We start from the raw sequence: 19244 nt of genomic DNA on the forward strand, positions 1-19244 counted from the left end.
GGACATGGCGAGGAAGGCAAACACGGGCAGCGCTGACGCTGCGAACCAGGGGCGGCTCAAGCAGATCGCCCTCACGTACAAGATGACCCGAAAGGCCGACCCGAAGGTCGGACTTGTCGTCGCAGGCGTGGGCATCGTCGTACTCGGTGTCCTCCTCGCGATCGGCTTCCTGATCGGGCACCCGGTCTACCTGGGCATCCTGGGCTTCGTCCTGGCGCTCCTGGCGGCGGCCATCGTGTTCGGGCGGCGCGCCGAGCGCGCGGCCTTCGGGCAGATGGAGGGCCAGCCGGGCGCGGCCGCGGCGGTGCTGCAGAACGTCGGGCGCGGCTGGACGACGACCCCCGCGGTCGCGATGAACCGCAGCCAGGACGTCGTGCACCGGGCGGTCGGCCGGGCCGGCATCGTGCTGGTGGCCGAGGGCAACCCGAACCGGGTCAAGACGCTGCTCGCGGCCGAGAAGAAGCGGATGAGCCGCGTCGTGGTGGACACTCCGGTGCACGACATCATCGTCGGCGACGGCGAGGGCCAGGTGCCGCTGAAGAAGGTCCGTACGACCATGCTCAAGCTGCCTCGGGTGCTCACCGGCCCGCAGGTGACGGCGGCCAACGACCGGCTGCGGGCGATGGGCGACCTGATGAGCAACATGCCGCTCCCGAAGGGTCCGATGCCGAAGGGCATGCGGATGCCGCGGGGCGGAAAGATGCGCTGACGCGCCCGACCGAACACAGAAGAGGGGCTCCGGACCGCGAGGTCCGGAGCCCCTCTCGCATGTCATGACGATCAGCGGCTCACACGCTCATGACGATCACACGCTCATGACAGTCATGACGGTGAAGACGTCACGCGCTCATGGCGGTCAGATACGGACCTGGACGGCGCCGGAGAGGCGGTCGTGGAGGCCGCGCCCGTCGCGGTCCCAGATGAGAGCCGGGATCGCCAGGCAGACCAGCAGGGAGCGGAGCGCCACCCGCGGCAGGCCGAGCCGGCCACCGCGCACCGAGACGACCCCGAGGCCGAAGAGGCGCTTGCCGGGCGTCGAGCCGATGGTGCCGACCGTCAGCACGCTCAGGACGAGGAGGATCAGGAGGGCCCAGTTGCCGGTCGCCTGGTTGTAGCCGTCGGTGATCAGGCCGTATGCGATCAGCGTGCAGAGGGCCCAGTCGACAGCGAGGGCGCCGAGGCGCCTGCCGGGGCGGGCGATCGAACCGGGGCCCTCCTCCGGCAGCCCCAGCTGCTGACCGCGGTAACCGAAGTCGACGCCTGCGTCCTCGGCCGCCGCGCGGGGGCCGGAGAGCCATGATCCGAGTGCTTGCCTGTTGTCCACCCGACCACGGTACTGCGCCCGTTTTTGATCACTTCGGCCCGGGTCGGCGAACACGGGCCGCATCGGGCGGTGAACGGCGCCGGACACCGGAACGGCACCCACCCCGGTTAACTTGGACGAAACAAATGGGTCATGCTTGAGAAATCCCGTCTGCCTATGGTCGGGTCCAGCGTGTGCCACCGCACTGGCCGCATGACCGAGCTGCAACCCCGCCCCTCCCCGGGCCGGGAGTAGGAGGAGTGGGATGTCCGAGAAGCACGGGTTCCAGAACGCCGACGAGGTCCAGAAGTTCATCAAGGACAACGACGTCAAGATGGTCGACGTCCGCTTCTGCGACCTTCCGGGCGTGATGCAGCACTTCACGATCCCGGCGACGGCCTTCGACCCGGCGGAGGAGCTCGCCTTCGACGGCTCGTCGATCCGCGGCTTCCAGGCGATCCACGAGTCCGACATGGCGCTCCGCGCCGACCTGTCGACGGCCCGCGTGGACCCCTTCCGCCGCGACAAGACGCTGAACATCAACTTCTTCATCCACGACCCGATCACGGGCGAGCAGTACAGCCGTGACCCGCGGAACATCGCGAAGAAGGCCGAGGCGTACCTCGCCTCCACCGGTATCGCCGACACCGCGTACTTCGGCCCCGAGGCCGAGTTCTACGTCTTCGACTCGGTCCGCTTCGAGACCTCGGCGAACCAGGGCTTCTACCACATCGACTCCGAGGCCGGTGCCTGGAACACCGGTGCGGAGGAGAACAACCGCGGCTACAAGGTCCGCTACAAGGGCGGCTACTTCCCGGCCCCGCCGGTCGACCACTTCGCCGACCTGCGCTCCGAGATCTCCCTGGAGCTGGAGAACGTCGGCCTCCAGGTCGAGCGCCAGCACCACGAGGTCGGCACCGCCGGCCAGGCCGAGATCAACTACAAGTTCAACACGCTGCTCGCCGCGGCCGACGACCTGATGCTCTTCAAGTACATCGTGAAGAACGTCGCCTGGCGCAACGGCAAGACCGCGACCTTCATGCCGAAGCCGATCTTCGGCGACAACGGCTCGGGCATGCACGTCCACCAGTCGCTGTGGTCGAACGGCGACCCGCTGTTCTACGACGAGACGGGCTACGCGGGCCTCTCGGACACCGCCCGCTACTACATCGGCGGCATCCTCAAGCACGCGCCGTCGCTGCTCGCCTTCACCAACCCGACGGTGAACTCGTACCACCGCCTGGTCCCGGGCTTCGAGGCCCCGGTCAACATGGTGTACTCGCAGCGCAACCGCTCCGCGGCCATGCGCATCCCGATCACCGGCTCGAACCCGAAGGCCAAGCGCGTCGAGTTCCGCGCGCCGGACCCGTCCTCGAACCCGTACCTCGCCTTCTCGGCGCTGCTCCTCGCGGGCCTCGACGGCATCAAGAACAAGATCGAGCCGATGGAGCCGATCGACAAGGACCTGTACGAGCTGGCTCCCGAGGAGCACGCCAACGTCCCGCAGGTCCCGACCAACCTCGAGGCCGTCCTCTCCGCCCTGGAGAACGACAACGAGTACCTCCAGGCCGGCGGCGTCTTCACCTCCGACCTGATCGAGACGTGGATCGACTACAAGCGCACCCACGAGATCGCCCCGATCCAGCTGCGCCCGCACCCGCACGAGTTCGAGCTGTACTTCGACCTCTAAGCCGGAGCCTTGGCACGTGCCGAAGGCCGTCGCCCCGAAATCGGGGGCGGCGGCCTTCGCCGTTCGGCGACCGGGCCGCTTCAGGCCGCTTGTCTCGAGAACGGCTCACGAGGTCGCCGAACCATACCCTGGACGTCATTGTGCGGACTGCACGCGGCGCAGCGTCTCGTCGGCCTGGGGAACGCCCATTCCGCTGAGGAGTTCGGCCATCTTGATCCCGATGAAGCCGCGGTCCTCTGTGGTCAATCCCTGCAACAGCGCCACGAGCGACCGTTCCCATTCGGCCTGGTCGCTGAGAACGCTCCGGTTCTGCACGGTCCAGTCGAGAACCTCCCGTGCCTGATCCGGATGGTGCAGCAGCCAGAGCCCGGCAAGGCTGTACGGGCCCTGAGCCACCGCTTCGCGGTAGAAGCGATAGGCCTCCCGTCGCTCGTCGCCCCAGACGAACGGCATGCCGGCTGTCTGCGAAAGTTGAGGGACAGCCGCCGGCACCGATCGCCCGAGCCGGTAGGAGATGCCCACCTCCGGAATCTCGAACTCCCCGTGGTCCATGCCAGCACGCAGGTTCCGCCTGGCAGCATCGTGGGCGATCCACGGCGGTACTTCCCGCGCTGACAGACGCTCCCTGGTGACAACTACGGGGTCCGCAACCCGCCAGGTGACAGACGCTCGCGTCGAGTCTCCGGCCCACGTGTCCGACCGACGGTCCTGGAGGTCCACCACGGCGTCGCGCTCCACCAACGACACCCAGTACGCCTGATCGAAGCCTCTGCGGCCCACCGAGGTCATGCGCGGGGCCCGGTAGGGGCACGTCTTATCGCGCTTCGGACGCGCCACCCGCGGTTCCTCGCCAGCCGCGAGAAACACCAGCGCACGGTCGACCCGGGTGCCGAGCCGGAGACGGAGCAGGCTGCGCAGCGGGGAGGTGGTCAACGGTTCCACGAGAGCATCGATCATCGCACGGCCTCCCTCGCTGGGACCGGAGCACGGTCACGGATTCGGGCGAAGAGAAGTCTACGAAGGCCCCGGCTGCCTCCCGAGGCCTTCGCCACCGCGCCGAGGAAGGCTTCCACCCTCAGGCGTCCGTCCGGTCCCAGGGAGGATTCCATAGACGACAGGCCCTTCACCATCGCGTCGTGCAACTGGTCGTCGTCGAGCGCAGCCAGTACCAGAGGGACGAGAGGCTCCCAGGAGCCGGCGAACAGGTCCGCGAGGGTCACCTTGCGGACACCGGCTCGGTTGATCGCGGGAAAACCGCCGTCACACAGAGCGTGGACCGCTCGAACCGCGTACGTGTGGCGGGCGGTGTCACGTGTCTCGCCCAGCCAGGTGGTGAGCTTGCCGACGACACGTTCTCTGTTGGCGTCCTCGGTGAGAAGCACACCCAGTCCGGCAGAGACCGCTCGGTACACGTCGTCACCCAAAGGTCCGCCCTTGGCGTCCAGGACCGTGTGCAGCAGGTCGACAGCGAAGTGGGGCAGAGCAAGCCCCAGGCTGCCGGCGCAGGCCTCGGCTACCGTGCAGCGCATTTCGGGCGCCTTGAGGCGGCTCCATTGACGCAGCTGCGCTCGGACTGCGGCGGAAAGCATCGCGTCCTGGACCACTTCTCCGAGGGCGTGGGCAGCGAGTCTCCGCTGCCAGCTGAGAGAGGAGCCGGCGAACGGGTCGAGCTGCCGGAGGACATCGGGGCCTGATGCCTGACAGAGCACCTGTCCGATCCGTCGACCCGCAGCCCTGTCCACTCCGGGCTCGTAGGGCAGTTCACGCATCCACGCCATCAGGACTTCGGAGAAGCCCTCGTAGTCGAGCCAAAGCCGCCGGAGGACCTGCTCGCCAAGGTGCTTGCCGCGAAAGGCCACGGGCTCGCTCCAGTAGCGATGGCTCCGTGAGGTTCCCGCGATACGGGGCAGCAGCCGCGCCTGCACCTTTGCGAGACGGTCGTCGATGTCACGGCCGAGGAGGTCATCGATCGCCTCCCCGGGTGACGGTGTGGCACGCGTGCTGAGCAGCGGCCTGAGCTGTGCGGCGAACCTCTCGACGACCGAACGGTCCTGTTCCTCGAGCAGGGCGATGGTCGCGGTCAGGGCCAGGTCATCGACGTTGCGGCGCACACTGTTCAGGAGCTTCTTCGCTGCCTCGGCGGTCCCGGCCCGCAGGTTGTCGGCCGCAGCCTCCGGCGTTCGGCGGTTGGCCGCGACTTCCCGCAGTTCCTCGGCCACGTCGACGCCAGCGCCCGGAGATCGCTCGGCAGCCAGGATGTCCCTGAACGGCGGCAGGTCGAGCGAATTGACCGCCTTTCTCAGCTGCTCCACGCTGAGGGTTCCTTCGTTGGCCATGCCGTTCAGCCGTGCCTGCGCCACATCGCGGGGCGAAGGCGCGATGTGATTGTGACACCAAAGTTGGACTGCTCGCGGCAACGTGCTCACCTGGTTCACGATGACCACCAGGTACGCGTCCTTGCCGCGAAGACGGTCGGTGAGTTGGTTGAGCGCCACTTCGTCGAGCCGCTCCCCGGCCTCAGGCGCGTTGCCCTGGACCACGTAACCGGCTGACATCGACGGTTGCCAGTCGGTCAGGCCGTTGGCCGAGTCGAGACCGATGATCCGACCGTTGCCGGTCAGGTCGCGAAGCAGCGCGAAAGCGGCCGTACTGGTGCCACTTCCGGATTCGCCCCGCAGCAGCAACACGCGCCGTCCACGGAGGGCTTCCTTGCAGAGCGCGTAGGACCTCGGTTCCACGAAGGCGCGCAGCCGGTCACCGACCTCTTCCGGCGGGTACGGACCCTCACGAAACCGTGGCTTCGCGATCTTTCCTTCCGCCTCGCCGTCACGACGAACCGTGAGGTTGTTGACGGTGATGGCGCCATAGGCGTTCCCCATCAGCGCCAATCCGTCCCGCACGCGCTGCTCGTTGCCCTCGTACGTCGACGGCACGCTCGGCGCGGTAGCCGCAGCGCCCTGCGGGACATCCTCGAAAGTCCCCTCAGCTCCAGGCGCGGTCACCGCTGCTCCCCGGACGCGCCCGTGTTCTTGGTGCCCGAGACGTTGTCCCCGCCACCCCAGTGCTGGTTGGTGGCGTTGTTGTGTGTGGCACCGCCCTGGTAGCTGGCACCGCCGGACACGTCGCCCATGATGGCCATGCCTTCGCGGACCTCCTGCGTGTTGCCCTGGTAGACCCTTCCCAGCTGCTCGCCGGGACGGTCGGACGGCCCGGTCGTCCCATCAGGCTCGCGCGGCGTGTCGGGGGTCAGGACACCCGCTCGGAAAAGGGCTGCGGAGGGCGAGGGGATGAACAGCCAGGCCCGCTGTGCGAAGGGCTTCCCCTCGACCGTGGCGGGTACCTCGATGCACCGGTCCGGGTGCAGGCCCGCGTAGCCACCCCGCACCACGTCCTCGTACACCCGGTCCGAGAGGATCGCCGCGAGGTGTGTGGTCTCCTCACTGGAGGAGGCCAGGACCGCCTTGACGGGCCGGGAGTCCAGCAGCCGGTGGGTGTCGTTACGGGGCGTTCCGTTGCCGTCACTCGACCGGCCCTCGTCCGGCAGCGGGCCGACGTGCACGCTGGCCCGCAGACGGATGCGGGGGCCGACCGACAGGGCGTTGTACTGAGCGAGTACCTCGTCCAGCACGTTCAGGAATGGCGAGATGACGAACGGCAGCTGCGTCGGATCGAAGCCGAAGACGATGCCGTCTCCCGTGTTGGCCAAAAACCTCTTGTCCTGCTGCACTCCGGTCAGCCCGGCTTTGACCAGCGCCTGGTCGACGAGCTCGGGGATCATCTGGCTGACGGGAGCGTGCAGAATGGCCGGCAGACCAGTGAAGTACTTGGCGTCGACGGCCAGCACGGCCGTGTAGGGCGGCAGGGGACGGCTCTCGGTCCACAATGTGGGCAGCTGCTGGGACATGGGCGACCTCCGAGGGGCAGGGGCCGCAGATCCGCGGCCCGCCGCAAGCATCGACGGAGGTGCGCTCGTCGAATGCCCAGCGCTGTGCGCCTGGGAGGTGGTGACCATCACATGTTCTCGATCCCGGCCGCCCAGGCTCGGAGCGTGTCCATGTCGCAGATCCCGATCACTCGCCGTCCCGTTTCCACCGCTCCGGCCTGACGCAGTTCGTGAAGGCTGCCGACGACGGCGTTCCGGGTGACGCCGATGGCCTGGGCAAGCTCCTCCTGGGTCAGCCCTGTCAGCCGCAACGGCCCGTCACCGACCGGTACGGGTCCCATGAGGTCCGCCAGACGTACGAGTGATCGGGCCAGACGCGTAGGGATGGGAAGCCGCTGCAGTTCGGCATGTCTCAGGTCGGCCTCACGAAGGCGGGCAAGCGTCTGCTGCATCAGCTCCATGACCAGGCCCCGCTGCTGCACGAAGGCGCGGAACCTCTCGGCTTCCAGCGTCACCGCCTTGCAAGGCCGCAGCGCGATGACATCGGCGATCCGTACCTGGTGATCGAAGACGGCCACCTCACCCAGCAGGTCACCTGGGCCACGAAAGGCCAGCAGCGTGGATTCCCCGCTCTCCTCCCGCCTTACAACCTTGACCAGCCCATCGGTGAGTGCCAGCAGGTGGGTGCCCGACGCACCCTGACGCAGCATGGTGCTGCCGGCCCAGAACCGTCGTTCCACTCCGAGGCCGCACAGTTCCCGCCACACATCCGGGGACAGTCGCTGGCCAGGTCCTGGCACTTCTCCGGGATCAACCGTCATAACGCGGTTCTATCCTTGGGGGACTGTCTCCCTCCGGTGATTCGCTCTCGATGGCTTGATACGTGTGGTTGCCCCAGCGACAAGGCGGAGGAGCCGCTGACCCGGGCTCCCGGGACGGCGGCCCCTCCGCGACTTCCGGCCCGGTCAGCGGCCGTAGCGGATGAAGGTGCGGACCATGCGGCAGGTGGTGTCCGAGGGCGGGTGGATGCCGATGTGGTCGGCCGTGGTGCGTATCGTCGCGTTCGTCGCCTTCGACGGGACGTAGACGCCGGCGTCGAGGAGGGCGATCGCGAGGCGCATGGCCTTCAGGCGCCGGTTGTGCGTCACGTACCACTCGCGGGGGCGGCCCGCGGGCAGGGGCTTCCTCTGGAGGGGCTTCCAGGGTTCGATGGACGGCGTCCGGATCACGGCCAGAGCCATGGGCTACCTCCTGGCGAACGATGGGGTGGGGGCCCTCCCCGGGACCCTCACCTTCACCCCCTATTTTAGTAGCCCCCACTGACAATCGCCCCTGGCCAGACAGGGTTTGGGGGGTGGTGGAGGGAGGGCTGGGGGGTACCGTGGGCGTATGGAGATCTGGATCAATCCCGCCTGTTCCAAGTGCCGCAGCGCCCTCACCCTTCTCGACGCAGAGGGCGCCGAGTACACCGTGCGGCGCTATCTGGAGGACGTGCCCTCGCCGGAGGAGATCCGGGCGGTGCTCGGACGGCTCGGGCTCGAACCGTGGGACATCACGCGGACCCAGGAGGCCGACGCCAAGGAGCTCGGCGTGAAGGAGTGGCCCCGGGACGCCGAGAACCGCGACCGGTGGATCGAGGCGCTCGCCGAGCACCCCAAGCTCATCCAGCGGCCCATCATCACCGCCGAGGACGGCACCGCCGTCGTCGGCCGGTCCGAGGAGGCCGTCCGGGACGCCCTGTCCCGCTGACCGGAGGAGCGAGGGGAAGAGGAGGGGTCCCGGCGTGAGGGAGACGGACGCCGACGGGCTCGGGGCCGACCTGCATCTGGAGCTGAGCCCGGCGGGAGGGCGGCGGGCCGCGCTCATCGCGGCCCTGCGCGAAGCCGTGCGCGGCGGGCGACTTGCCCCCGGGACCCGGCTGCCGCCCTACCGGACGCTCGCCGCCGACCTCGGGATCGCCCGCAACACCGTCGCCGACGCCTACGCCGAACTGGTCGCCGAAGGCTGGCTCACCTCCCGGCAGGGCTCCGGCACCCGGGTCGCCGACCGGATCGCCGCGCCCGCCCCCGGGCCCGTGCGGCCCGCCGCGCCGCCCCCGCTCCCGTACGACCTCGTCCAGGGCAAGCCCGACCCCGGCGCCTTCCCGCGGGCCGCCTGGCTCGCGGCGGCCCGGCGGGCCCTCACCGCCGCGCCCCACGAGGCCTTCGGGACCGGCGACCCGCACGGACGGATCGAACTGCGCCGGGCGCTCGTCGAGTACCTCGCGCGGGTCCGGGGCGTACGGACCTCCCCGGACCGGATCGTGATCTGCTCGGGCGCCGCGCATGCCCTGCGGCTGCTCGCGCGCGTGCTCGGCACGGCGGACCCCTGGGCGGTCGAGGCGTACGGGCTCCCCTTCCACCGGGGGCTCCTCGCCGACGCCGGAGTCACCACGATGCCGGTGGCCGTCGACGACCACGGGGTACGGGCCGGGGAGATCCCCCGGCACGCGAGCGCGGTGCTGCTCACCCCCGCCCACCAGTTCCCCACCGGCGGGCCCCTGCATCCCGGGCGCAGGGCCGGCGTCCTGGAGTGGGCGCGGGCCTCCGGCGGCCTGGTCGTGGAGGACGACTACGACGGGGAGTTCCGGTACGACCGGCGGCCGGTGGGCGCCGTGCAGGGCCTCGACCCCGAGCGCACCGCCTTCGTCGGGTCCGTCAGCAAGAGCCTCTCCCCCGCGCTCCGGCTCGGCTGGATGTGCCTGCCGTCGGCGCTCGTCGACGGGGTCGTCGCGGCGAAGGGTGAGCGCGAGCCGTACGCCTCCGCGACGGAGCAGCTCACCCTTGCCGACTTCCTCGTCTCCGGCGCGTACGACCGGCACGTCCGGGGGATGCGCCAGCGGCACCGGCGGAGGCGCGACCGGCTGGTGTCCGCGCTCGCCGAGCGGGTGCCGGGGGTGCGGGTGACGGGGATCGCCGCCGGCCTGCACGCCGTCGTGGAGCTCCCGCCCGGCACGGAGCGGGCGGCCCTCGACGCGGCGGCCCGGCACGGGATCGCCGTGGAGGGCCTGGCCCCCTACCGCCACCCCGACGCCCGTGACCCGGCCCGCCCGGACGGCCTGGTCGTCGGCTACGCCACTCCGCCGGAGCGGCTCTACGGGGCCGCTGTGGAGGCGCTGTGCGGTGCGCTGGAGGAGACCTCGCGCGGCGGCTGCTCCTGACGGCGACGGGCCACCTGCGCCTCCGCCGTCGTCAGGATCTCGGTGAGGCGGAGGCCGAAGCGGGCGTCGCACGCGTGCGGCACGCCCGTACGGGCCGCCGTGACGAGGGCGTCCACGGCCGCGGCGAAGGCGTCCACCGCCCCGTCCCACGGGGGCAGTTCGGCTCTGCCACCGGAGCCGTACAGCGTGAGGGCCGCCCCTGCCGCCTCCGGTGGGGCGCTGAGGGTGAGCGTGGCGGTGCTGCTCGCGCCCGAGGCGTGCCGCAGGACCAGGTGATGGGTGTCGTCGGGACCGGGCGCCGCGGTGATCTCGGTGACGTCGCCGAGGACCGGCAGGTAGACGGAGAGGACGTGCGGGCCCACGTCCCAGAGACCGCCCTTCGCCCGCCGCCACGGGGAGGCCGCGTACGCGCTGCTCGAACCCGGGCCGTAGAGCGAGCCGAGCCAGTGCGCCTCGCCGAGGAACCAGCCGCCGGCCGCCGTCTGTTCCCCGATCCAGCGGGCCGTCGGCTCGGCGAACCGCAGCGTGCAGAAGACCACCGAGGCGACCCCGGCCGCCTCGACCGCCTCGGTCACCTCGCGCGCCCCGGCGACCGTCGTCGCGACCGGCTTGTCGAGGAGGACGTGACACCCGGCCTCCGCGGCCCGCACCGCCAGCGGGGCCTGCACGTCCGGCGGCAGCGCGAGGGCGACGGCGTCGCTTGCCGCGAAGAGGGCGTCCACGTCGTCGTACGCGCGCGTGCCCGACGCGGCGGCGAGCGCGGCCGCCGCCTCGGGGCGTCTGCCCCACACCCCGCTGAACTCGATCCCGGCATGCCCGGCGAGCGCGGGCGCGTGCGTGCGCGCGGCCCAGGGGCCGGTGCCGAGGAGTCCGATACGGGGCTTCGCGCCCGGGTTCTTCGCCATGCCCCCAGTCTGCCGGGTGGCAGTGACAACGGCCCCGGTGATGCCGACCGCCCCGAAATGCCTGGCGGACCTCCCCCCGCCCGGTGTTAGCGTTTCCGGGCCGGCCGCGGGACTCCGGTGCGACTTCCGGAACCTGCCTCTGAAGCAACGTCTTCGCTGTTCGCGCCCTCATTCCCCGGCCGGCGCCCACGAGAAGGGGAGAGTCATGTCCGAGCTCGTCGCCGCCGAGGACGTGCTCCTCTTCGTCAACGCCGCCGTGACCGCCACCGGCCAGCGTGAGTTCCGGTCCTCCGCCGCCGCGCAGGACTTCTCGCTCCGCTTCGTCCACGAGTACGTCCGGGTCAACTACCGGCCCGTGTACGCCGCCGCCCTGGCGCTCGACATCAACCACCACAACGCCTGCCTCATCATCGAGCGGCTGCTGCGCACCGCCGACGAGGCGGGCGGGCCCGAGGAGAAGCGCGCGGAGGGGCGGCTGATCGGCGCGCGCCTGGCGCTGCTCCCGCCGCAGCGCGTCTACCGGCTGTTCCGCGCGCTGCGCAGGGCCGGGGTCAACAACCGGCGTACGCGCGCGATCACGCGCGCGTGGCTCGCGGCCCGCCCCGATCCCGCCCTGGACGCGGTGAAGTACCGGGCCGGTCTGAAGTCCGCCCTGCGGCACGTCCACGGGCGACTGCCCGATCCGGAGACCGGCGACTTCCTCTTCGCGCCCGGCCGCCGGGTCCGGTACGAGAACGCGACGCTCGACGCCTTCCGCCGGGCCCGCTACGAGCAGGGGGCGCTCTACGAGCTGCCGTTCACGGTCGCTGAGGGTTTCGCCGCCAAGCACGGGGTGCCGCGCGCGGTGTTCCTGGAGCGGATCGCGCCCCGGATGACCCGCCTCGAACAGCTCAGGGCCGATCGGGCCGCCGACCTGTCCGTGATGCCGCTGACCCGTCTCGCCCTGTACGTCCTCTCGTTGCCGTTCGGCGAGCGGGTGGAGCGGCGGGCCGAGCTGACGGGTGCGCTGCGGGCCGCGGCCCGGCGCGCTGCGGGCCCGTACGCCGGGAGCTGGGGGCGGGTCGCGGCCGTGCTCGACGACAGCTTCTCCTCCTCGGGCTCGGCGGTGAAGCGGCGCCGTCCGCTGGCCGTGGCGCTCGGCTCCCACCATCTCCTGGAGGCCCTCGCGGCGCCGGGGGCGTACACCCCGCTGTGGACCTCGGGCGGCCGTGATCCCCTGCTCGTCCGGCCGTCCGGGCCGACCCCGCTGGGCCTGCGGATCCTCGACGCCCTGGAGAGCGGCCCCGAGCGGCTCGTGATCGTCTCCGACGGCTGGGACAACGCCCCGCCGGGGCTCGCGGGCGAAGTGCTGCGGGTGTGGCGGACGCGGCTCGATCCGGAGCGGCGGACCAGCGTGGTGCACCTGAACCCCGTATACGACGCGGAGGGTTTTGACGTGCGCCGGCTCGCGCCGAGCGTGCCCGTCGCCGGGATCCGGGACGCGGAGGATCTGGCGGCGCTGGTGGAGATCGCGCAGTTCGCCGAGGGCCGGACGGGGTTCGGCGAGCTGCGGGCCTATCTGGACCGGCGGGTGGAGCTTTTCCTCGAAAGGGCCGAAGGATGACCAGGATCGATCTGACCGGGCTCGACGTCCGGCCCTCGCAGGTGTGGGGCGGGGTGCGGATCGTTCCGCTGGTACGGGCCGAGCCGGTGCCGGACCTGCGGCTGCGCCGTGAGGTCTACGGAGGGTTCGGGGCCGTCGACCTGCCCGACCGCACCACCTACACCTCGTACCTCCCGCACGGTCTCGTCGCCGACTGGTCGGGGACGGACGTGGGGACGGGAGCGGAGTCCGCCGCGTACGGGACCCGGCTCGGCGGTGAGGAGCCGCCCGCCTGCGTGCCCGTGCGGCGGATCCACCGGATGGCGAAGCGGCGCCAGGGTGAGCGGAGGCTGCGGTTCCTCCCGTTGCACCTCGCCCTGGAGGGATATCTCGCGCTGCACTTCGGCGGGCCGTCGGTGGTCTGGGACGACTGGTCGCGCGAGGCACTGCGGCACGGCCTCTCGCCGCGTGCCGAGGCGGCCTACGCGGGGTGGGCGGTGCCGGGGCTCGCGGAGGCGCTGCGGGTCTTCGAGCCGCATCCGGGGCAGTGCGGGATGTTCCTGTACGTGGCCGACACGCTGGCCGCCGCGTTCGTGGTGCCGCACCCGGACGACTACCGGCTGCTGCACCCGACGCTCGTGGAGGACCTGTTCGGGGAGCTGGTGCACCAGTACGCGTACTACGGCGGGCCCGTGCCCGAGTTCACGGCGCGGATCAGGGACGGGGCGGGCGGCATCCGTACGCTCGCCGACCTGCGGGCGGCGGCGCGTGAGCAGGAGCGGTCCTGGGCGGTGGCGCACGACGAGCTGATGGCGCGGGACCTCCTGGAGACCTCGTACGCCTTCGAGCGGGTGTACCGGGCGGGTCCTTTCGACCTGTACCGGTTCCTTCCGCCGTTCCAGCGCGGTGGGCGGGAGCAGCACATCGGTGAGCTGATCACCGACCGCAAGGGCCGGGCGGTCTATCTGAAGACGTTCCGGCTCTCGGAGAACCAGATCCGGAAGGGGCATCTGCTGCGGCGGCTCGCCGCCTGCGACTGGCACCTGGGACGGACCGCGGAGGCCCTCGGGACCTCGTACGCCGAGGTGGTGCGGCGGGTGCGGGGTGCCGGGCTCGGTGGACTCCTCGACGCGCACGGTGTCGCACAGCGGTTGCGGGAAACACAGGAAAGCTGAGTAACACGGGGTTCACATTCGGGCAACCGACGGGAAATCCCGTGTTGCGAAGCTGCGACCGGACACAGACACCGCAGCTTCTCGCAGCGCCGCGAGCCGTTGCGTTTCCCGCAGCAGCACGCCCAAAGGATGAGGCCCGTGACCTTCAAGGCTGAGTACATCTGGATCGACGGCACCGAGCCGACCGCGAAGCTTCGTTCCAAGACGAAGATCATCGTCGGTGACGCGCTCGCGCTCGACCAGCTGCCGATCTGGGGCTTCGACGGTTCCAGCACGAACCAGGCCAAGGGCCACGCCTCGGACCGCGTCCTCAAGCCGGTCTTCTCCTGCCCGGACCCGATCCGCGGCGGCGACGACATCCTGGTGCTGTGCGAGGTCCTCAACACGGACATGACGCCGCACGAGTCCAACACGCGTGCCGCGCTGGCCGAGGTCGCCGCGAAGTACGCCGCTCAGGAGCCGATCTTCGGCATCGAGCAGGAGTACACCTTCTTCAAGGGCTCCCGCCCGCTCGGCTTCCCCGAGGCCGGCTTCCCGGCCGCGCAGGGCGGCTACTACTGCGGTGTCGGCGCGGACGAGATCTTCGGCCGTGACGTCGTCGAGGCGCACCTGGAGAACTGCCTCACGGCGGGTCTTGGCATCTCCGGCATCAACGCCGAGGTCATGCCGGGCCAGTGGGAGTTCCAGGTCGGCCCGCTGGCTCCGCTGGAGGTCTCGGACCAGCTGTGGATCGCCCGCTGGCTGCTGTACCGCACGGCCGAGGACTTCGACATCTCGGCGACGCTCGACCCGAAGCCGGTGAAGGGCGACTGGAACGGCGCGGGCGCGCACACCAACTTCTCCACGAAGGCGATGCGCGAGGGCTACGACGCGATCATCACCGCCGCCGAGTCCCTCGGCCAGGGTTCGAAGCCGCTCGACCACGTCAAGAACTACGGCGCCGGCATCGACGACCGCCTGACGGGTCTGCACGAGACCGCTCCGTGGGACCAGTACTCCTACGGCGTCTCGGACCGAGGCGCCTCGGTCCGCATCCCGTGGCAGGTCGAGCAGGACCAGAAGGGCTACATCGAGGACCGTCGCCCGAACGCGAACGTGGACCCGTACACGGTGACCCGCCTCCTGGTGGACACCTGCTGCGAGGCCCTGGAGAAGGCCGGCCAGGTCTGATCCGCACCTTTCCGGAAGGGGCGCCCACCGTTTCGCACGGGGGCGCCCCTTCCGTCATGGGGGGACGGGCGGCCGGGTTCTGGCCGGTACGGGGCTGCTCACCCGCGTTCCCTTCTGGTTGAATAGGGATATGGCCCTCACACGGAACGACAGCGCGACGGGTCGTCATGACCTCGAGCCGTTCTGGCCTTCCCGGCAGCATCACGACTTCGACCGGGTGTGTTGCCGCGCGAGGAACGCGTCGGCCCTCTAACGCCCCGATCGGTACGGTCCGATCCACGGCCTTCGGCCGACGCGCACGACGTACGACTCCTGTCCGTCCGTTTCTCCGCGCGAAAGAGCTGACCTCTCATGGCCCACACCCAGAGTGCCTCCCTCACGGCCGTCCGTCCCGGACGGCACCGACTGCGTGCCGTCGAGCCCGACGAGGGCGTCGACCTCGCCCGGGTCGCGGACTTCCTGCCGCCCGGCGCCACCCTGCTGCCCGCTCCCCCGCACACCCTGCCGACGCTGCCGGGAGGGCCGCCGATGGTCGGGTACCTGGTGCTCGTACCGGCCGACCAGCAGCCGCGGCTGCCCGTCGCCGCCCCCGCGTCCGTCGCGGTGGAGGAGCAGGGGCCCGTCGCCATCGACGGCGTGCGGCGGATCGCCGCCGTGGACGGGCGGGCGCTCGACCTGACGTATCTGGAGTTCGAGCTGCTCGCCCATCTCGTGGCGAACCCCCACCGGGTGCACACCCGCGACCAGTTGGTCAGCACGGTGTGGGGGTACGGGCACGTCGGCGACGGCCGTACGGTCGACGTGCATGTGGCCCGGCTGCGTCGCAAGCTGGGCGCCGAGCACCGCCACACGATCCAGACCGTGCGGCGGGTCGGCTACAAGTACGCGCCCTGATCAGCTCGTTCGCGACCTCGCCCGAAGCCTGGACACCAGGGCCAGGGCGAGGTCGGCCGCCAGGAACAGCAGCAGGCTGAGGCCGAGCAGCGGGAAGAACCAGCCCACCAGGGCCGTGGTCGCCGCGAGCGGCAGCAGCATGGTCACCGGGACGCGCCGCCACGCCCCCCGGGCCGCCGGACGGCCCGGGCGGCGCAGCCACCACATGCGGTAGCCCCAGAGGACGAGCAGGATCAGGGCGAGCGCCAGGGCCGCCAGGGCCAGCTGGTTGAAGAGGCCGAGGAAGACGCCGGTGTGCGCGTCGATGCCTATCCGGGTCAGCTTGGCGAGGAGCGGGTAGTCGGCGAAGGCGAGGCGGTCGACGACCGTGCCGTCCGCCGGGTTCACGGCCGCCGAGTCCAGCTGGAGCGGGAACTGCGTGTCCGTCTCCTTGACCACGTATCCCTTGCCCTCGGCCGGCAGGACGACCGAGATCCTCGGGCTGTCGATGCCGGCCGCGCGGGCCGCCTCCAGTGCCTTGTCGAGGCCGATGTCCGGCCCCTGGGCGGTGGCGCCGGTCCCGGTGTGGGCGCCTCCGTGGCCCTCGTGTTCCGAGGAGCCGTCGGCCGCCGCTCCGTCGACGGTCGCGGAGAGGGTGGGCGTCGCGCCGCCGAGTCCGTCCTGGACCGCGCCGATGTTCTCGCCCGCGTACCGTGACCAGGTGAGACCCGTCGCGGAGAGCAGGACGAGTCCGGTGACCGCCCACAGGCCGACCGAGCCGTGCCAGGACAGCGTGCGGCGGCGGGACGCCGGACCGCCCTCGGGGACGAACAGGGCGCGGCGGTTCCTCCGTCGCCGGCCGAGCCAGAGCAGCAGGCCGCCGAGCGCGATGACCCACAGCCAGCTCGCGGCCAGCTCGCTGTAGTTGCGGCCGAGGTCGCCGAGGTGCAGATCGCGGTGCAGACCGTCGATCCAGGTCCGCAGCGGGAGCGCGCCGGAGCTGCCGTAGCTGGGCAGCTGCCCGCGTACGTCCCCCGTGTACGGGTCCACGAAGACGGCGAGCGAGGTGCCCTCGGGGACGTCGGGGTCGGCCATCAGGACCCGGGTGGTGGCGCCCGGTTCGGCGCCCGGCCAGACGGCGGTGACGGTGCCGTTCGGATTGACCTTGCGGGCGATGTTCACCTGGCGGTCGAGCGGCAGGGTCGTGTCGCCGACGGGTACGGCGAGCTCGTGCGCGTACACGGTCTTCTCGGCCTGGAAGGAGAGCGCGTACAGCAGGCCGCTGGCGGCGGCCACGAGGAGGAAGGGGGCGACGAGGACGCCCGCGTAGAAGTGGAGGCGGAGGACGAGGGGGCGCAGGGCGCTCCAGGTCCCGGGCTTCTGGGGGGCCGGGGCGGCTTCGGACGGTTCCGGCGCTTTCGGCGGCGGCGCGTCGGGGGCTGCCGGGCGGGGGGGTTCGGCGGTTTCCGGGCGTGCGGGATCGTCGATGGTCATGGCTGTCCTGGGAGTCGGTGCAGACAGGGGGAAAGGACCCCCGGGTCAGACGTGTGCTCCGAGGGCCGTGGCGTGGGGTACGCGCGCGTGGGGCGGGCCGCGCCGGGAGAGGGTGTGCGCGAGGACGACGGTGTGCGGCAGGTGGGTGTTCCGCCGGGTCCTGCGGACCGGGCGGCGCGGGGCGTCGGGGAGGCGGACGCGTGCGGACAGCAGGCGCAGGGGGATGAAGGCGTACGCCAGGGCGGCTCGCGCCAGCGTGAAGAACGCCGCTTCGCCGTGCGCCAGCCAGAGGCCGCAGAGGAGCGCGGCGAGGAGGTGGACGGCGAGCATGCCGGCGGTGCTTGAGGCCGCGCCGGAGAGTATGTCCATGCCCGTGTCGGCGCCCGCCCCCGCGCCGTGCGTCGCGTGCACCGCGTGTGTCCCGCCGGTGCCGCCGTGCGCGTGCGTGTGCGTCCCGCCGCTGCCGCCGTGCGCGGGCGTCGGCGGCGTGTGGCCCGTGTCGCCCGGGTGCGATCCGGCCATCGAGAAGATCAGGTGCAGCCCGCCCTGGACGGCGAGCAGCGCGCCCGCGATCGCCGGCGCGCCCCTGCGCCGGCCCGCCGCGGCCCAGGCGGCGGCGGCCGTCACGGCGAAGGCGCCGAGCAGGGCGAGCACGGGAAGCCGGTGGGCAGACATGGACGAATGCCCCACAGCTGCCAAGGTCACGCACACCACCGCGAACAGGGCGGCTCGCAGCGCGCGCAGGGGCGACCGGGCATCCGTCATCGCCCACCATGCTGTCACCCGGCCGCGCCCCGCACGAGACCGCCTCCTGGTGCGACGCGGATGCCGTGACGTCCTCGTGGGTTCCCGTGCCGTTCCTCCCGTGGCGTCCTCGCGAGTTCCCGTGCCGTTCCTCCCGTGGCGGAATCCTCCCGGAGCGGAAAGCGCTGGCCCCGCGATGCGCCTCCGGAGAGGATCCGATCATGAAGCTGCTGATGCTCGGAGGCACGGAGTTCGTGGGACGCGCGGTCGTCGAGGCCGCGCTCGAACGGGGCTGGGAGGTGACCGTCTTCCACCGTGGCCGGCACGCACCGCCCGCGGGGGTCACCTCGCTGCTCGGCGACCGCACCACCGGCCCTGAGGGTCTCGCCGCCCTCGCGGCCGGCTCCTGGGACGCCGTCGTGGACACCTGGTCGGCCGCTCCCTCGGCGGTACGGGACGCGGCCCGGCTGCTCGCCGGACGGGTCGGGCGGTACGTGTACGTGTCGAGCCGTTCCGTCTACGCGTGGCCGCCGGCCGCCGGACTCGACGAGGACGGGCCGCTGGTGGAGGGGTCCCCGGACGCCGGGGACGTGCCGTACGCGGAGGCCAAGCGCGGCGGCGAGCTCGCCGTCACGGAGGCCTTCGGCACGGACCGGGCGCTGCTCGTCAGGGCGGGCCTCATCGTCGGCCCGTACGAGAACATCGGCCGGCTGCCCTGGTGGCTCGGCCGGATCGCGCGCGGCGGCCCCGTCCTCGCCCCCGGACCCGCCGCCCTGCCGATCCAGTACATCGACGGCCGCGACCTGGCCGAGTGGACGCTCGACGCGGTCGCCGCCGGGCTCTCGGGGCCGTACAACCTCGTCTCGCCGCCCGGTCACACGACCATGGGCGAGCTGCTCGACGCCTGTGTACGGGTCACCGGCGCGGGCGCCGAGCTCCGCTGGACCGACCCCGAGACACTGCTCGTGGCCGGGGTGGAGCCGTGGACGGAGCTGCCCGTGTGGCTGCCGCCGGGCGAGATGTACGACGCGATGCACACCGCCGACGTCTCGCGGGCGCTCGCGGCCGGGCTGCGCTGCCGGCCGGTCGAGGAGACGGTCGCCGACACATGGGCGTGGCTGGAATCGATCGGCGGGGTCCCGCCGCACCGCCCCGACCGGCCGCCGGTCGGCCTCTCCGCCGCGCGAGAGGCGGAGCTCCTGGCGTAGCCCCTGGGGGCGGGCCCG

Annotated in this window: 18 protein-coding genes; 9 read left to right on the forward strand and 9 right to left on the reverse strand. The window is 71.6% G+C overall.

The features are described 5' to 3' along the window. The first annotated feature begins 4 nt into the window (after window positions 1-4). Window positions 5-709 (forward strand): DUF4191 domain-containing protein, encoded by a 705-nt coding sequence (locus tag ACFVYX_RS25125; protein ID WP_389683722.1) that lies wholly within the window; start codon window positions 5-7, stop codon window positions 707-709. A 147-nt stretch (window positions 710-856) separates the two neighbouring features. Here ACFVYX_RS25125 and ACFVYX_RS25130 read toward each other — a convergent pair whose 3' ends face one another. Further along, window positions 857-1324 (reverse strand): RDD family protein, encoded by a 468-nt coding sequence (locus ACFVYX_RS25130; protein WP_389683723.1) that lies wholly within the window; start codon window positions 1322-1324, stop codon window positions 857-859. Window positions 1325-1568: 244 nt separating this feature from the next. Between ACFVYX_RS25130 and glnA the strand changes: the two genes are divergently transcribed. Next, window positions 1569-2993, forward strand: a complete 1425-nt coding sequence (gene glnA / locus ACFVYX_RS25135) for a type I glutamate--ammonia ligase (protein ID WP_389683724.1) — start codon at window positions 1569-1571, stop codon at window positions 2991-2993. Between the two features lie 135 nt (window positions 2994-3128). On the opposite strand, the gene ACFVYX_RS25140 is transcribed toward glnA, so the two are convergent. The 5 genes from ACFVYX_RS25140 to ACFVYX_RS25160 all read right to left on the reverse strand — a co-directional run bounded on the left by ACFVYX_RS25140 (window position 3129) and on the right by ACFVYX_RS25160 (window position 8117). Continuing rightward, window positions 3129-3950, reverse strand: a complete 822-nt coding sequence (locus tag ACFVYX_RS25140; RefSeq protein ID WP_389683725.1) for a hypothetical protein — start codon at window positions 3948-3950, stop codon at window positions 3129-3131. Then, a complete protein-coding gene (locus tag ACFVYX_RS25145; RefSeq protein ID WP_389683726.1) occupies window positions 3947-5926 on the reverse strand; it encodes a hypothetical protein in 1980 nt (659 codons plus the stop codon). Before ACFVYX_RS25145 ends, ACFVYX_RS25140 begins: the two co-directional genes overlap by 4 nt. A gap of 65 nt (window positions 5927-5991) precedes the next feature. Beyond that, window positions 5992-6897, reverse strand: coding sequence for a hypothetical protein (locus tag ACFVYX_RS25150; RefSeq protein ID WP_389683727.1), 906 nt, complete (start codon window positions 6895-6897; stop codon window positions 5992-5994). A gap of 107 nt (window positions 6898-7004) precedes the next feature. Then, window positions 7005-7697, reverse strand: a complete 693-nt coding sequence (locus ACFVYX_RS25155; protein WP_389683728.1) for a Crp/Fnr family transcriptional regulator — start codon at window positions 7695-7697, stop codon at window positions 7005-7007. 144 nt (window positions 7698-7841) lie between these two features. Further along, window positions 7842-8117 (reverse strand): hypothetical protein, encoded by a 276-nt coding sequence (locus tag ACFVYX_RS25160; RefSeq protein ID WP_389683729.1) that lies wholly within the window; start codon window positions 8115-8117, stop codon window positions 7842-7844. A gap of 148 nt (window positions 8118-8265) precedes the next feature. On the opposite strand from ACFVYX_RS25160, the gene ACFVYX_RS25165 reads away from it, so the two are divergent. Beyond that, window positions 8266-8625 carry an arsenate reductase family protein gene (locus tag ACFVYX_RS25165; RefSeq protein WP_389683731.1) on the forward strand — a complete coding sequence of 120 codons (360 nt, stop codon included), beginning with the start codon at window positions 8266-8268 and terminating at the stop codon, window positions 8623-8625. A gap of 34 nt (window positions 8626-8659) precedes the next feature. Further along, window positions 8660-10075 carry a PLP-dependent aminotransferase family protein gene (locus ACFVYX_RS25170; protein ID WP_389683732.1) on the forward strand — a complete coding sequence of 472 codons (1416 nt, stop codon included), beginning with the start codon at window positions 8660-8662 and terminating at the stop codon, window positions 10073-10075. Here ACFVYX_RS25170 and ACFVYX_RS25175 read toward each other — a convergent pair. Next, the gene (locus tag ACFVYX_RS25175) at window positions 10009-10980 is read right to left on the reverse strand and encodes a Gfo/Idh/MocA family protein (protein ID WP_389683733.1); all 972 of its coding nucleotides are present in this window, start codon (window positions 10978-10980) and stop codon (window positions 10009-10011) included. The two genes, ACFVYX_RS25170 and ACFVYX_RS25175, sit on opposite strands and share 67 nt — an antisense overlap. A 205-nt stretch (window positions 10981-11185) precedes the next feature. On the opposite strand from ACFVYX_RS25175, the gene ACFVYX_RS25180 reads away from it, so the two are divergent. From ACFVYX_RS25180 to ACFVYX_RS25195, 4 genes are all read left to right on the forward strand, one after another. Then, window positions 11186-12583: a hypothetical protein gene (locus ACFVYX_RS25180; protein ID WP_389683734.1), complete on the forward strand. Its 1398-nt coding sequence runs from the start codon at window positions 11186-11188 to the stop codon at window positions 12581-12583. After that, complete coding sequence (locus tag ACFVYX_RS25185) at window positions 12580-13737, forward strand: hypothetical protein (RefSeq protein ID WP_389683735.1); 1158 nt, start codon at window positions 12580-12582, stop codon at window positions 13735-13737. Before ACFVYX_RS25180 ends, ACFVYX_RS25185 begins: the two co-directional genes overlap by 4 nt. A gap of 138 nt (window positions 13738-13875) precedes the next feature. Continuing rightward, window positions 13876-14907: a glutamine synthetase gene (glnII, locus tag ACFVYX_RS25190; RefSeq protein WP_389683736.1), complete on the forward strand. Its 1032-nt coding sequence runs from the start codon at window positions 13876-13878 to the stop codon at window positions 14905-14907. Window positions 14908-15258: 351 nt separating this feature from the next. Further along, window positions 15259-15801, forward strand: a complete 543-nt coding sequence (locus tag ACFVYX_RS25195) for a winged helix-turn-helix domain-containing protein (RefSeq protein WP_389683737.1) — start codon at window positions 15259-15261, stop codon at window positions 15799-15801. Here ACFVYX_RS25195 and ACFVYX_RS25200 read toward each other — a convergent pair whose 3' ends face one another. Both ACFVYX_RS25200 and ACFVYX_RS25205 read right to left on the reverse strand, forming a co-directional pair. Beyond that, window positions 15802-17274 (reverse strand): PepSY-associated TM helix domain-containing protein, encoded by a 1473-nt coding sequence (locus ACFVYX_RS25200; protein ID WP_389683738.1) that lies wholly within the window; start codon window positions 17272-17274, stop codon window positions 15802-15804. It lies immediately after the preceding gene. A 45-nt stretch (window positions 17275-17319) separates the two neighbouring features. Then, complete coding sequence (locus ACFVYX_RS25205) at window positions 17320-17949, reverse strand: hypothetical protein (protein WP_389683739.1); 630 nt, start codon at window positions 17947-17949, stop codon at window positions 17320-17322. Between the two features lie 290 nt (window positions 17950-18239). Here ACFVYX_RS25205 and ACFVYX_RS25210 point away from each other — a divergent pair, with 290 nt between their 5' ends. Then, on the forward strand, window positions 18240-19226 hold the full coding sequence (locus ACFVYX_RS25210; RefSeq protein WP_389683740.1) for an NAD-dependent epimerase/dehydratase family protein: 987 nt from the start codon (window positions 18240-18242) through the stop codon (window positions 19224-19226). Window positions 19227-19244: the final 18 nt, after the last annotated feature.

The organism is Streptomyces sp. NPDC058326, from assembly GCF_042879855.1.
Taxonomy (GTDB): Bacteria; Actinomycetota; Actinomycetes; order Streptomycetales; family Streptomycetaceae; genus Streptomyces.

What these genes read in the sequence shown, in the direction of transcription:
- ACFVYX_RS25155 (WP_389683728.1), bottom strand. Translation starts at nt 7,697, where the DNA reads ATGACGGTTGATCCCGGAGAAGTGCCAGGACCTGGCCAGCGACTGTCC.
- ACFVYX_RS25180 (WP_389683734.1), top strand. Translation starts at nt 11,186, where the DNA reads ATGTCCGAGCTCGTCGCCGCCGAGGACGTGCTCCTCTTCGTCAACGCC.
- ACFVYX_RS25185 (WP_389683735.1), top strand. Translation starts at nt 12,580, where the DNA reads ATGACCAGGATCGATCTGACCGGGCTCGACGTCCGGCCCTCGCAGGTG.
- glnA (WP_389683724.1), top strand. Translation starts at nt 1,569, where the DNA reads ATGTCCGAGAAGCACGGGTTCCAGAACGCCGACGAGGTCCAGAAGTTC.
- ACFVYX_RS25175 (WP_389683733.1), bottom strand. Translation starts at nt 10,980, where the DNA reads ATGGCGAAGAACCCGGGCGCGAAGCCCCGTATCGGACTCCTCGGCACC.
- ACFVYX_RS25160 (WP_389683729.1), bottom strand. Translation starts at nt 8,117, where the DNA reads ATGGCTCTGGCCGTGATCCGGACGCCGTCCATCGAACCCTGGAAGCCC.
- ACFVYX_RS25125 (WP_389683722.1), top strand. Translation starts at nt 5, where the DNA reads ATGGCGAGGAAGGCAAACACGGGCAGCGCTGACGCTGCGAACCAGGGG.
- ACFVYX_RS25195 (WP_389683737.1), top strand. Translation starts at nt 15,259, where the DNA reads ATGGCCCACACCCAGAGTGCCTCCCTCACGGCCGTCCGTCCCGGACGG.
- ACFVYX_RS25210 (WP_389683740.1), top strand. Translation starts at nt 18,240, where the DNA reads ATGAAGCTGCTGATGCTCGGAGGCACGGAGTTCGTGGGACGCGCGGTC.
- ACFVYX_RS25205 (WP_389683739.1), bottom strand. Translation starts at nt 17,949, where the DNA reads ATGTCTGCCCACCGGCTTCCCGTGCTCGCCCTGCTCGGCGCCTTCGCC.
- ACFVYX_RS25200 (WP_389683738.1), bottom strand. Translation starts at nt 17,274, where the DNA reads ATGACCATCGACGATCCCGCACGCCCGGAAACCGCCGAACCCCCCCGC.
- ACFVYX_RS25140 (WP_389683725.1), bottom strand. Translation starts at nt 3,950, where the DNA reads ATGATCGATGCTCTCGTGGAACCGTTGACCACCTCCCCGCTGCGCAGC.
- ACFVYX_RS25150 (WP_389683727.1), bottom strand. Translation starts at nt 6,897, where the DNA reads ATGTCCCAGCAGCTGCCCACATTGTGGACCGAGAGCCGTCCCCTGCCG.
- ACFVYX_RS25165 (WP_389683731.1), top strand. Translation starts at nt 8,266, where the DNA reads ATGGAGATCTGGATCAATCCCGCCTGTTCCAAGTGCCGCAGCGCCCTC.